This is a genomic window from Bacillus salacetis (assembly GCF_049177075.1).
Classification (GTDB): Bacteria; Bacillota; Bacilli; order Bacillales; family Bacillaceae_B; genus Rossellomorea; species Rossellomorea salacetis_A.
This window is the reverse complement of record NZ_CP185377.1, coordinates 1,233,256-1,245,728: the sequence shown is the minus strand read 5'-3', so window position 1 is coordinate 1,245,728 and position 12,473 is coordinate 1,233,256. Positions and strand designations below refer to the sequence as shown.

The following is a 12,473-nucleotide window of genomic DNA, read 5'->3' as shown; positions in this document are numbered from 1 at the left end:
CCTCGGCTTCGCCTGGGGGTCTCACCTGTCCCGCTAGTCCCGAAGGAGGTCGCACACCTTACTCTCCAATCAACCTTAAGAACAACAGCCAAATAACTTTTGATAAAAGTAACAATATTTTAAGATACAATCATTATTGAACTCATTTAATTACAGAACTGCATATTCGCCTACATAAAGAGCCTCGCCCCTGGAGAGATGATGGAAAAATCTTTAAAGAAAAGGTTTACATTACTGTTTTAAAATGATTTATTATTTCTCATTATTATGGTACTATAAAACAGAAAATGATTTGTTGAGGGAATGTTCTCTCTTCTTAAACTCTATAACAACTTGTTATACATAGATGCAAGGAATTGAGGTGAATGTTTTGCAATATTTTTGGACTTTCTTTTGGACTTTCCTGTTGGTAGAAATGCTTACTTATGTAGTATCTTCAATGACTGGCGCTCATTTTGATTTCATGACAGGCTTTATCCTGGCTATTGGTGCCACAATCCTGATCTTTATCGTTTCCATGGTCATCCCGAATGATCCTGTGGAAAAACATTAATAAAAAAGGAGAATCCTTCACCACGGATTCTCCTTTTTTGTTGTTGTTGGAATTTTTATTCTGCTAATCACTATCGCAGCAGACAGGATCTTTACCTTCTAAATACAATGTGATCATTGTCGATTTCTATCAGCACCTGGTCATCAGGCTTGAAGCTGCCAGCGATGATTTCTCTCGCCAGCTTGGTTTCAATATTCTTTTGAATATACCGCTTCAATGGTCTCGCACCGTACACAGGATCATAAGCACCTTTAGCAATGAACTCTTTTGCAGCATCACTGATGTCCATCGTGATATTTTGTTCCTGAAGTCGCTTTTGAAGTTCTCTGACTGATTTTTCAACAATTCCTTTGATATTATCGATACTCAATGGCTTGAAAAGAACGATATCATCCACACGATTGAGGAATTCAGGCCTGAAGGATGATCTTAATTGCCCGAGAACCAGTTCCTTTGTCTTTTCATCAATATCTTCTGAATCATCTTGTCTATCCAGTAAAAATTGTGAACCGATATTCGAAGTCATAATAATGACCGTGTTCTTGAAGTCCACCGTCCTGCCTTGTGAGTCGGTGATTCTGCCATCATCCAGCACTTGAAGCAAAATGTTAAACACTTCAGAATGGGCCTTTTCAATTTCATCCAGCAAAATGACTGAATACGGTTTTCTCCTTACTGCTTCAGTCAATTGTCCTCCTTCTTCATAGCCGACATACCCCGGAGGTGCGCCGATAAGCCTTGAAACCGCATGTTTTTCCATATACTCGGACATATCGATCCTGATCATTTGCTCTTCACTGTCAAACAGTGTATGCGCCAAGGTTTTTGCCAATTCGGTCTTTCCGACACCAGTTGGACCGAGGAAAATAAAGGAGCCGATCGGTCTTCCCGGGTCCTTGATTCCAGCTCTGGCCCGGAGGATGGCATCACTGACCAGCTGAACTGCATCATCCTGGCCGATGACCCGCTGATGAAGTATCTTTTCAAGCTTAAGAAGTTTTTCACGTTCCCCTTCTACCAGCTTACTTACCGGAATCCCGGTCCATCTGGCCACAATTCCTGCAATTTCTTCTTCTGTCACCTCTTCGCGAAGCAGGCGGTTTTCCTGTTCATTCATCATTTCTATTTCAAGCTGCTGCAATTCCCGCTCTGCTGCAGGTATTTTGCCATGTCGCAGCTCAGCAGCCTTATTTAAATCGTAATTCCCCTCGGCTTCTTCAAGTTGTCTTCGAAGTTGATCAAGTTCTTCCCTCTTCTCCTGCAGGGAATTGATTTTTTCCTTTTCCTTCTGCCACTTGGCTTTCATCGCATTTCCTTCTTCTTTCAGGTTGGCAAGCTCTTCTTGCAGCAGCAGCAAACGATTCTTGCTGGCATCATCTTTTTCTTTCAGCAAGGCCGCTTCTTCTATTTCCAGCTGCATGATTTTTCGTGTCACTTCATCCAGCTCCGAAGGCATTGAATCAATTTCAGTCCTGATCAACGCGCATGCTTCATCAACCAGGTCAATCGCTTTATCAGGCAGGAACCTGTCGGTGATATAGCGGTCAGACAAGGACGCTGCCGCAACTATCGCTTTATCATGTATATTGACCCCATGATGGATCTCGAAGCGCTCCTTCAATCCTCTTAGGATGGAGACTGTATCTTCCACATCAGGCTCTTTTACCATGACCTGTTGAAATCTTCGCTCCAGGGCAGGGTCTTTCTCAATGTATTTTCGGTATTCATTAAGTGTCGTCGCCCCGATACAGTGGAGTTCTCCCCTTGCAAGCATCGGTTTCAACAGGTTACCGGCATCCATTGCCCCCTCTGTTTTTCCCGCTCCTACGATGGTGTGCAATTCATCAATGAACAGCAGTATGTTCCCATTGCTTCGTTTCACCTCATTTAAAACTGCTTTTAACCGTTCCTCGAACTCACCTCGGAATTTCGCCCCAGCCACAAGCGCCCCCATATCAAGCTCAAAAATTTGTTTATCCTTCAGCCCTTCGGGTACGTCCTTTCGTACAATACGCTGTGCGAGTCCTTCAATGATGGCAGTTTTTCCAACCCCCGGTTCTCCAATCAACACGGGATTGTTTTTTGTTTTCCTGGATAGAATCCTGATGACATGCCGGATTTCACCGTCACGCCCAATGACTGGATCCATCTTGCCGGTTTTCACTTCTTCAATTAGATCTCGTCCATACTTTTTCAGCGCTTCATATTTTGCCTCAGGATTTTGAGTATTCACTTTTTCTCCTCCTCTAATGTCATCGATTATTAAAGAAAGCTTTTCTTTAGTTATTTGGTGTTTTTGCAGATAGACAGTAATCGGATGATTCTTCTGATTGTAAATTGCCACAGCCAGATGTTCGACCGACAGATATTCATCTTTCATGCTGGATTTTATCTTGTCGGCATCCTGAAACAGCTTATTGAAGTCATGGGAGGTATATTGCCCATAACTAATTCCCTCCCCCGTTACAGAGGGTTTCTCATTAAGGAGGTTATTTATATATAGAATAAGTCCATTAGCATCCAGGTTCAGCCTTATATAAAGGGAACGTAACAATCCATCCTCCTGTAAAAGGAGCGCATTCCAAAGATGAAGGAGCGTAATCTCTGTATGCTTATGCTCTACTGCTTGCTGACCTGCTGACGCAATCGCTTCCTGTACTTTATAAGTAAAGCCATCAATGTTCATAGCCTGCCTCCGTAATCTTTTTGACCTTTATTGACCTTTAATTCCATTATAATTATATCCGAAAAAAAGTAAAGCCATCCGGGTTAAGGATGGCTTCCATTATTAGAACTTTGGCATGTATGTCCAGTAACGCTTATCATTGGAGTTTTCCGGAAAACGGTCTCCCGCTTTCAGTTTGACTTTTTTCGGGTTCATGACCCCGCTGCCGGTTTCACCGATTTCAATATATATTCCGTTATTCGGTGCTTTTTGTCCTGAGCGAAATTGTCTTGACTGGCCCATGTCAGCCCCTCCCTCTGTGTCAAATTGCCTTTAAATTGAAAACTTTCGGCGATTTGGTTAATCGCTCACTTTTACTATGACTTTTATAGCCGGATTTGATTCGCGGCTTTTATTGCCATCGCTGTGGACCGGTGAAGCAGAGGGTAAAACAATTTTTTCCTGTACGGTAACTCAGTTTTGTCTTGCAGGTCTTCCTTCTTTGATGTTAAATAGATAAATGTGAAGAAATTATTCTTTGGAGGAAATTAAATGACTGAAACTACATACGAGCTGTTGAAGTATCTATTTCTTGGATTATTTCAGGGCTTCACAGAACCGATTCCCATCTCGTCAAGCGGTCACTTGCAGCTGGCCCAGCATTACCTTGGCATAGACCTTCCGGGATTGACATTTGAACTGCTGGTCAACACAGCTTCTTTGTTTGCTGTCTTGATTATTTATCGTGAAGATATCATGCGTCTTGTAATGAACGGACTTGGCTATTTTAAAGAAAAGAGTCCAGAAAATAAACGTGACTTTCATTTTATTATTTACTTGATCATCGGCACCATTCCTGCAGGTGTCATCGGAGTATTGTTTGGTGATTTCATATCTGACAACCTTTCTTCCATCAAGACGGTTGCCATTACACTTATCATTACCGGAATTGCCCTTTGGCTCATCCGTAATCTCCGCGGCCGGAAAAACGATGGCGACCTGACGATGAAAGATGCTATCATCGTGGGTCTTGCCCAAGCTGTTGCATTGATTCCCGGTATCAGCCGCTCTGGTGCAACAATTGTTGCTGCCATGGCAAGGGGAATGAACCAGGAAACGGCCTTGCGTTATTCTTTCCTGCTTTATATCCCTGTCAGTCTTGGTGGAATGGTACTCGGTTTTTCAGACTTGCTTGATGACCCTAACCTGGATACAATGATGCTGCCTTACGCTGTTGCCTTCCTGGGATCATTGGTGGCTTCATACTTCTCACTGAAGTGGTTCATGAATGTTATGGCCAAAGGAAACTTGAAAATCTTTGCGATCTATTGTGTGATCGTTGGTATAGCAGTGTTGATTTTTTAGGTAGGACGGATTTATTCCGTTCTTTTTTTGTTGGTATTATATTTGCGCAACTGTTTTAGAGACACTTGGAACCGAAAAAAAAACGAAAGCGCCCAGAATATCTGGGCGCTTTTCACAGTATAGCTTATCTGATTCCCAATGCAATCTTAGCATAGCGGGACATTTTGTCTTTGCTCCATGGCGGATTCCACACAATATCGACCTCTGTATCTTTCACTTCAGGCAGATCGGAAAGTGCTGCTTTGACCTGATCCACAATCGTTCCAGCCAATGGGCATCCCATTGATGTCAGTGTCATTGTTACAGTCGCTTTGCCTTCTTCATCCAAGTCCACATCATATACTAAGCCAAGGTTAACGATATCTATTCCTAATTCAGGGTCAACAACTTGTTCAAGCGCGCCCATCATGCTGTCTTTCATATCTTGATCCATCTCTTCGTTTCACTCCTTATCTACACCTTTTTATATTTTTATCTTAACAAAGAATGTTATGTATAGAAAGTGATACGGTTCTTCAGAATGGGCCTATAAGTTTTCAGAAATCCATTGGACACTTTTCAGCACACCATCACGGGAGACTTTATGCCCTCCCAGATCGTCTGACATGAACTGCAAATCCCTAAGCTTTGGCTGTCCCTCTTCTAATAAGGTTTCATAAAAATCATATGCCGGCTGATAAGGAACGACTGTATCCTGCTTCCCGTGCCAAAAGAACAGAGCCTTGCCTTCCAAAACTTCAGGATGCTTACTTAGATCATACTTCTCAAGCATATCCATCAGTGAATTCAATTCCTCATTAGAATAAGGCAGTGTATACCCTTTCTTTTTCAATCCATTAATCTGGGCGTTGGCAAGGGCTGTATAAGATGGACATCCCATAAGGCTGACCGCTGTCTTAATCCAAGGAAAATTCGTCAGTGCTCCTAAAGTAACAATTCCACCCATGGAAGTGCCAGCTAAACCAAGGCGTTCTTCATCAATGAGGCCACTCTGTGTATAATGGATTTTTAACATGCCCAATTCTTCAATGGTCGTCATGACGATCTCCCAGAACTTTACACTGAGCCGGGTTTCGTCCAGCCCTTCTTCTCTTTCTCCATGAAGCAACGTATCAGGCATTAACACCCTGTAACCTTTCTCCGCTAAATAATACGCATAATGAAGGTTATGTTCTTTAGCACTTGTAAAGCCGTGTATAAAGAAAACTGCCGGCAATTTTTCATTAGCTGCTTCTTCTAAGCTGAGATTCAATACCGGAATGCTTCCGACTTGATCTTTTTTTATCGTAATCATCTCTATACTCCTTTATATAAAAATCTCGATTGTTTAATTAAATGTAAAAGTTTACATAAATTAGTTTACCACGGTGGACTTTGGTTTTACGAAACATATACACTATACTTGTACTCAAAAAGGGAATCAGCTTACTTATTAATGATTGGAGATTGATTTTATGAGCATGGATAAGCATTTAATCGTTCTGGATTTAGATGGTACATTACTGACTGATGAAAAGAAAATTTCCGAAAAAACAAGGCAGACCTTACATAAAGCAAGAGAACATGGCCATGAAATTATGATAGCAACAGGCAGGCCCTACAGAGCCAGCGAGATGTATTATAAAGAATTGGTTCTGAACACGCCGATTGTCAATTTTAATGGAGCTTTTGTCCATCACCCACTGGATAAGAATTGGGGAATCTTCCACGAGCCTATGGAGGTTGAAGTGGCCAAGGATATTGTCCAGGCATGTCACGATTTTGATTTCAACTTCAGGAATATCATTGCAGAAGTCATGGACGATGTATATTTTCATTATCATGATGAACGCTTGATTGATGTTTTCAATTTTGGTGAGCCGAATGTGACCACCGGTGATCTACGCAGCTATCTGAGAGACTCGCCTACCAGCATGCTGATCCATGCTGATGAAGAGCATGTGTCAGATATCAGGGACCATTTAAGCAGTGTTCACGCTGAAGTCATTGACCACCGCCGCTGGGCAGCACCTTGGCATGTCATTGAGATTGTCAAGAGCGGCCTGAACAAGGCTGTCGGTATCGAAAAGGCAGCCCGCCACCTTCAAATTCCCCAAGAGAGGATCATTGCATTCGGGGATGAAGACAATGACCTGGAAATGCTTAAATATGCAGGAGTGGGTGTGGCAATGGGCAATGCTATTGAACCATTGAAAATCATTGCAGATGATATCACATTAAGCAATGAAGAAGATGGTATTGCAGCATTCTTAAGCGGCCACCTCCGTTTAAGCTGATTCACAACAGACATTAACAATGTTGGCAAAAATTCTTTACTCTAATCAGCCTCTGTTCCGTTCATACTAATAGGGAGCACAAGAGGGTTTGGTGCTTAATTTCACAAAGGGGTGTTGAAGATGGGCAGAAGTAATAAATCGAAAAGATTTGTTCAACAGGGAAAAGATGCGGTTTCCAAACATGATGACCGTATACCTTACCACTCCACACTGGCTGAGGCTGAAGCCAAAAAATTAGAAAACGTTGAAAACTCTTCACTTGGAGGCATATAAGTATGGGTAACCAATTATTCCAGGAAGCCCGCCAGTATGTCCAATTAGCGAAAGAGGCTTCATCAGCAGGCAGTCAAGACACCCAGCAAACCATTCAACGTGCCAAAAATGCTCTTTCATCTGCGTATGCCAATACGACAAGAGCAGAACAAGAGCAGCTCCGTGAATTACAAGATGAACTAAATCAGCTGCAATAGTGCAAGAAGCATTTGGCTCAGCGCCAAATGCTTCTTTAATTCAATCTTATTGTATAGATGTGATAAATAGTCCCATCCTTAAGATCACGTTCATATAAATTCAACATTACAGGCCGGTCCTTGGGAAGCTGTCCTTGAGCCAGATTAAAGGTAAAATTGAAAGAAGTCCAGTTCGGATATTCCTTGTTTACTTTTATCAGCGTCTCTTCCCTTAGAATATCGTGCCCGTCTTCCACTGTATAGTAGAAACAGCCCGCAGATACTTTTGCTTCTCCCTTAATCTTATAAGTCCCTTCAGCAGTTTGAAATTCTACATTTCTAAACGAGGGATTTTCAGTCTCTGCAGTTATCTTCACCTTCTGGACGAGATCTCCTTCAACGGGTTTTCCATTAATATTTTTCACCATAAGAGCTGCCTTGATAGTATAGATTCCAGCTGGAATCCTTTTTCCTTCTGAAGAGGTGTAATTCCATTTATCCTGCCAGATTTTTGTTTCTCCGCTGTTAATTGTTATTCGCTGAATCGCCTGCAGAAAGGCTTTATCATCACTATATTTGTATACTTTTTCCCCGGCTTTGTTCAGCACTTCATAATCAAAGAATTTGCTTGACGGGAATTCCAACATCATTTTTCCAGAAGTATCATTATATACTTTGAATTGGATCTCAGCGAACTCCGACCCTTGTTTGACTTCAACACTCCATACAGGCTTCTGGGCCAAAATCTTGCTGGGAATCATCTGGATCACCAAAATGAATGAGAACATGAGCACGATGGCTTTTTTCAAAAGGCTTACCCCTTTCTCTTAAGAATGCACCTTTATTATTCTCATTTTCCCACGGATTAGTCCCTCCGGAAGAAACCAAAGATCCCGGCTGTTTCTACAATATTGGTAAAGGCGCTTGGATCGACTTCTTTAATGATCATTTCCAAGTCATATAACTCATAGCGAGTTATTACAATGATAAGCATTTCTTTATCCTCATTTGTGAAGCCGCCTTTTGCCGGAAGTGTTGTAATGCCCCTTACAAGTTTGGAGTGAATCGCTTCTTTTACCTCTTTTGAATTCTTGGTGATGATCATTGCTGTAAGTTTTTCATGTCTTGTATGGATGGCATCAATCACCCGCGTGGAAACATATAGCGTCACCAGTGTATATAATGCTTTCTCCCACCCATAAAGCTGGCCGGCAGTAATGATGATGATTGAATTCATCAGGAAAAAATATGTACCGACCGGCTTGTCTTTCAGACGGGAAAGAATCATGGCGATTATATCCATTCCTCCTGTAGAAGCACCCCACTTCAATGTTATCCCCACCCCGACAGCTGCAATGACGCCACCAAAAACAGCATTGAGCAATATGTCGGGAGAAAGATGTGTCACCGGGATGAACCCCAGGAAGACCGTAGTTGCAAATACCGAAATGAAACTGTAGAAAGTAAAAGATTTGCCAACCTTTAACCAGCCGAGGATGGTTACCGGAATATTAAGCAGAAGCAGCAGGATCCCGGTAGATACGTTAATGGGTGTGTAATCCGACAGGACGCTCGATAGCAGCTGCGCAATACCGGTGAATCCGCTGGCATAAACATTCGCAGGAATCAGAAATAAATTAAGGGCAATCGCATTCAGGAGGGCTCCGAACAGCACGACCACCATCTTTTTTGTTTCCACTACTACAAAGTCACGAGACATTGCATTACCTCCTTTTAAAAAATAGCTCTATTTCTTTATTTATCCCAAAAATGAAAAAAACAACAAATGATTGTCATTTTTTCTATAAATGGCTAGACTTAGAATATATCATTCGTTTCTTTTCTGTTAAACACTTTCGAAATGGAGTTTACTTCAAAACTGCTTTGAACCAATGAATCAAAAATTTTACATTACTGCCATTTAATAATAGACAAAGGGTGATTGGTAAAAATGAGTATTCGTTTATTTGCTGATAGTGCATCAGATCTGCCAGAGATCTTTTATGAAGAATATGATGTAGAACTTATTCCTTTACGTGTCCTCATAGATGATAAAGAATTTGAGGATATGGTTACTATCCAGCCAAAGGAAGTCTTCCAGAAGATCCGGGAGGGTAAAATGCCGAAAACTTCCCAGGCATCCCCCGTTTTTTTTCAGAAGGTATTTACGGACCTTGCCAAAAGCGGAAATCAAGGGATTTATGTAACCTTTTCTTCTGAATTATCCGGAACCTACCAAACAGCTGTTATGATAAGGGATCAAGTCAAGGAGGAATATCCTGAATTGGATTTGACAATCATCGACAGCAAAGGGGCTTCACTTGGTTACGGCCTGGTTATAAAAGAAGCTGCTTCTCTTTTAAAGCAAGGGGCTTCAGCTGAAAGTATCATTTCCTTTGCTAAAAGCAGATGCCAGCATATGGAACACCTCTTTACAGTAGAGGATCTGGATTACTTAGCCAAAGGCGGCAGAGTTTCAAAGGCTTCAGCATTCCTTGGGGGACTGCTTAATGTTAAGCCCCTTCTCCATGTTGAAGACGGTAAGCTTGTGCCGATTGAAAAAATCAGGGGCCGCAAAAAACTCATTAAGCGAATTCTTGACGTCATGGAAGACCGGGGCCAGAACCTCGGACAGCAAGTTATAGCCATCAGCCATGGAGATGACGAAGAGATGGCCCTGGAAATGAAACATCTGATACAAGAACGGTTCCAGCCAAAAGAAGTATACATTAATATTATCGGAGCTGCGGTTGGTTCGCATGCAGGCCCGGGAACATTAGCCATTTTCTTTTCCAATCAATACCCTGTTGAACAGTAATAACGCCTCCCTTTTCAGGAAAAGCTAAATCTGAATAAGATTTAGAAGGGAGAATCCAAATATGCCGCATACTTCGGATAATGATAAGAAAGCAAAAGATAATAATGCCCTGCTGCACGAGAAAAATATGATGAAAGAGAAAAACCGTAAAAGGGGAAAAAATCAGTACTCCAAAAAGACGGACCATCTCTGAGATTAAAAGGACCAGCCGCTTAAGCAGCTGGCCCTTTTCTTTTACAGTACAGCATTGTGCTAAAAGTTGTATGGCGCTATTTCCTTGTCTATAATGTTAATAAAAGGTCCATCCTATTTTAGCGATGCATATACATAAGGAGGCAAACTCATGGCAAAAGAAAATTCATTCGATATCGTTTCACAAGTTGATTTTCCAGAGGTTACAAATGCGATCAACGCTGCATTAAAGGAAATCAAGACCCGATATGACTTCAAAGGAAGCAAAAGCGACCTCTCCCTTGATAAGGAAGAGATCGTCTTAGTGTCTGATGATGAATATAAAATGAATCAGTTGAAAGATGTACTGCTCAGCAAACTCATCAAAAGAGGAGTCCCTGTTAAAAATCTGGACTATGGAAAACTTGAAGGCGCTTCTGGAGGTACCGTCCGTCAGCGTGCTAAATTAATGCAAGGCATCGGCAAGGAAGATGCTAAAAAAATCAACACACTTGTCAAGAATTCAGGATTAAAAGTAAAAAGTCAAATTCAAGATGACCAAATACGCGTCACAGGAAAAAGCAGGGACGATCTTCAGCAGATCATGGCTGCAGTAAGAGAAGCTGATTTGTCAGTGGATGTTCAATTTGTGAACTTCCGCTGATTGCACATCGTTTCTAATCAAGCCGGTTGGGTAAAATAAATCCATCCGGCTTTTTTTATACACTATTTTGACATACCAATGGTTAGGAGGACTGAAAATGGACAAACGAGTACTCATTGTCGGCGGTGTTGCCGGCGGTGCCACAACTGCTGCACAACTCAGGAGAATGGATGAAGAATGTGAAATCATTGTATTTGAAAAAGATAAATATATTTCTTTCGGCAACTGCGGAATGCCTTATTACCTGGGCGAAGTCATAAAAGAAAGGGATCATCTATTTGCAGCAACCCCCGAGTCAATGAAGGAGAAACTCAACATAGATGTACGTATTTACAATGAAGTCTTATCCATCAACCGGGAAAATAAAAGGATTGATATTAAAGATGTTAAGTCAGATAAAGTATATCAGGAAAATTATGATCTGCTAGTGCTTGCTCCTGGTGCATTCCCTTTCATTCCTCCAATAAAAGGATTGGAGAACAGCCGTTATTTTTCATTGCGGAATATAGAAGATATGGATGAAATCAAAGCCTTCATGGAGGAAAATAAACCTGCCTCCTGTTCAATTATAGGCGGCGGTTTCATAGGTGTGGAAATGGCGGAAAACCTTGCGGGTCTCGGCTTGGATATCAATCTTGTAGAAGCCTCCCCTCACCTCATGGGTATCCTGGATGAAGATATGAGCGAAATGATTGAAGAAGAACTGAAACAAAATGGTATCAATGTCATTCTAAATGATGGAGTACAGGAAATAAAAGAGAATGGATTTCTGCTGACCCAAAGGGGAACTGAACTGAAATCGGACTTCATCATTTTAGCAACAGGTGTGAGGCCGCAGACCCAACTTGCCGAAAAGGCCGGCCTGTATATAGGGGAAACTCGTGGAATTCAAACAAATGAATTTATGCAGACCAGTGATGAATCTATTTATGCAGTCGGTGATGCTGTGGAAACCAAGAGTGCCATTACTGGTAGTCCAGTGAGAATTCCCCTTGCCTGGCCCGCACACAGACAATCTTATATTGCTGCCAAACACATCTCCGGTGACCCTGTGCGGTTCAAAGGTCTCCTCGGAACGTCGGTTGTCAAGGTTTTCAGCCTGACTGCTGCATCCACAGGATTAAATGAGAAACAACTTTTAGCCGAGAATCTGCCCTTTAAGACAGTGACGCATAGTGGTAAATCACATGCAGGATATTATCCGGGAGCAGAGAGGGTTAAAGTCAAGGTGCACTTCCATGAGGATACCGGCAAAATATTAGGAGCACAAATTATCGGAGGAGAAGGCGTTGATAAAAGAATAGATGTGATTGCAGCATCTATAAACGGAAATATCACAGTCGACCGGCTGCAGGAAATCGAAACAGCTTACTCCCCTCCTTACTCATCACCTAAAGACTTGTTGAACATCATCGGGTATAAAGCAGAGAACATGTTAAAAGATAAACCTGTTGATTAAAATAGAATTCTTGAGGGTAAAGATACTCTGAAAATGACAGATCTTATTTTATC

At 41.8% G+C, this 12,473-nt stretch carries 15 protein-coding genes; 9 read left to right on the top strand and 6 right to left on the bottom strand.

The annotated features are described in order from the left end of the window. Positions 1–370 precede the first annotated feature (370 nt). Positions 371–553 (top strand): YjzD family protein, encoded by a 183-nt coding sequence (locus ACOJQI_RS06285; RefSeq protein WP_421384170.1) that lies wholly within the window; start codon positions 371–373, stop codon positions 551–553. Between the two features lie 91 nt (positions 554–644). Here ACOJQI_RS06285 and clpB read toward each other — a convergent pair whose 3' ends face one another. Both clpB and ACOJQI_RS06275 read right to left on the bottom strand, forming a co-directional pair. Further along, entirely contained in the window at positions 645–3,239 is a 2,595-nt protein-coding gene (gene clpB, locus ACOJQI_RS06280; RefSeq protein WP_421384168.1) for an ATP-dependent chaperone ClpB, read from the bottom strand. Between the two features lie 102 nt (positions 3,240–3,341). Further along, on the bottom strand, positions 3,342–3,521 hold the full coding sequence (locus ACOJQI_RS06275; protein ID WP_421384167.1) for a YjzC family protein: 180 nt from the start codon (positions 3,519–3,521) through the stop codon (positions 3,342–3,344). Between the two features lie 249 nt (positions 3,522–3,770). On the opposite strand from ACOJQI_RS06275, the gene ACOJQI_RS06270 reads away from it, so the two are divergent. Continuing rightward, a complete protein-coding gene (locus ACOJQI_RS06270; RefSeq protein WP_421384166.1) occupies positions 3,771–4,583 on the top strand; it encodes an undecaprenyl-diphosphate phosphatase in 813 nt (270 codons plus the stop codon). Between the two features lie 124 nt (positions 4,584–4,707). Here ACOJQI_RS06270 and ACOJQI_RS06265 read toward each other — a convergent pair whose 3' ends face one another. Next, complete coding sequence (locus ACOJQI_RS06265; protein WP_421384164.1) at positions 4,708–5,016, bottom strand: metal-sulfur cluster assembly factor; 309 nt, start codon at positions 5,014–5,016, stop codon at positions 4,708–4,710. Positions 5,017–5,109: 93 nt separating this feature from the next. Beyond that, positions 5,110–5,877 (bottom strand): prolyl oligopeptidase family serine peptidase, encoded by a 768-nt coding sequence (locus ACOJQI_RS06260; protein ID WP_421384162.1) that lies wholly within the window; start codon positions 5,875–5,877, stop codon positions 5,110–5,112. Between the two features lie 166 nt (positions 5,878–6,043). On the opposite strand from ACOJQI_RS06260, the gene ACOJQI_RS06255 reads away from it, so the two are divergent. From ACOJQI_RS06255 to ACOJQI_RS06245, 3 genes are all read left to right on the top strand, one after another. After that, on the top strand, positions 6,044–6,859 hold the full coding sequence (locus tag ACOJQI_RS06255; protein WP_421385406.1) for a Cof-type HAD-IIB family hydrolase: 816 nt from the start codon (positions 6,044–6,046) through the stop codon (positions 6,857–6,859). Between the two features lie 120 nt (positions 6,860–6,979). Then, positions 6,980–7,132, top strand: coding sequence for a hypothetical protein (locus ACOJQI_RS06250; RefSeq protein ID WP_168412990.1), 153 nt, complete (start codon positions 6,980–6,982; stop codon positions 7,130–7,132). Positions 7,133–7,134: 2 nt separating this feature from the next. After that, the gene (locus ACOJQI_RS06245; protein WP_421384160.1) at positions 7,135–7,329 is read left to right on the top strand and encodes a DUF3813 domain-containing protein; all 195 of its coding nucleotides are present in this window, start codon (positions 7,135–7,137) and stop codon (positions 7,327–7,329) included. 35 nt (positions 7,330–7,364) lie between these two features. Here ACOJQI_RS06245 and ACOJQI_RS06240 read toward each other — a convergent pair whose 3' ends face one another. Both ACOJQI_RS06240 and ACOJQI_RS06235 read right to left on the bottom strand, forming a co-directional pair. Beyond that, positions 7,365–8,117, bottom strand: coding sequence for a BsuPI-related putative proteinase inhibitor (locus ACOJQI_RS06240; RefSeq protein WP_421384158.1), 753 nt, complete (start codon positions 8,115–8,117; stop codon positions 7,365–7,367). A gap of 56 nt (positions 8,118–8,173) precedes the next feature. Then, entirely contained in the window at positions 8,174–9,028 is an 855-nt protein-coding gene (locus ACOJQI_RS06235) for a YitT family protein (protein WP_421384156.1), read from the bottom strand. Between the two features lie 231 nt (positions 9,029–9,259). Between ACOJQI_RS06235 and ACOJQI_RS06230 the strand changes: the two genes are divergently transcribed. The 4 genes from ACOJQI_RS06230 (at position 9,260) to ACOJQI_RS06215 (ending at position 12,420) form a co-directional block, all read left to right on the top strand. After that, positions 9,260–10,126 (top strand): DegV family protein, encoded by an 867-nt coding sequence (locus ACOJQI_RS06230; protein WP_421384154.1) that lies wholly within the window; start codon positions 9,260–9,262, stop codon positions 10,124–10,126. Between the two features lie 61 nt (positions 10,127–10,187). Beyond that, complete coding sequence (locus ACOJQI_RS06225) at positions 10,188–10,319, top strand: DUF3941 domain-containing protein (RefSeq protein ID WP_421384153.1); 132 nt, start codon at positions 10,188–10,190, stop codon at positions 10,317–10,319. Positions 10,320–10,469: 150 nt separating this feature from the next. Beyond that, positions 10,470–10,961 carry a YajQ family cyclic di-GMP-binding protein gene (locus ACOJQI_RS06220; RefSeq protein WP_421384151.1) on the top strand — a complete coding sequence of 164 codons (492 nt, stop codon included), beginning with the start codon at positions 10,470–10,472 and terminating at the stop codon, positions 10,959–10,961. Positions 10,962–11,058: 97 nt separating this feature from the next. After that, positions 11,059–12,420, top strand: a complete 1,362-nt coding sequence (locus ACOJQI_RS06215) for a CoA-disulfide reductase (RefSeq protein ID WP_421384149.1) — start codon at positions 11,059–11,061, stop codon at positions 12,418–12,420. Positions 12,421–12,473: the final 53 nt, after the last annotated feature.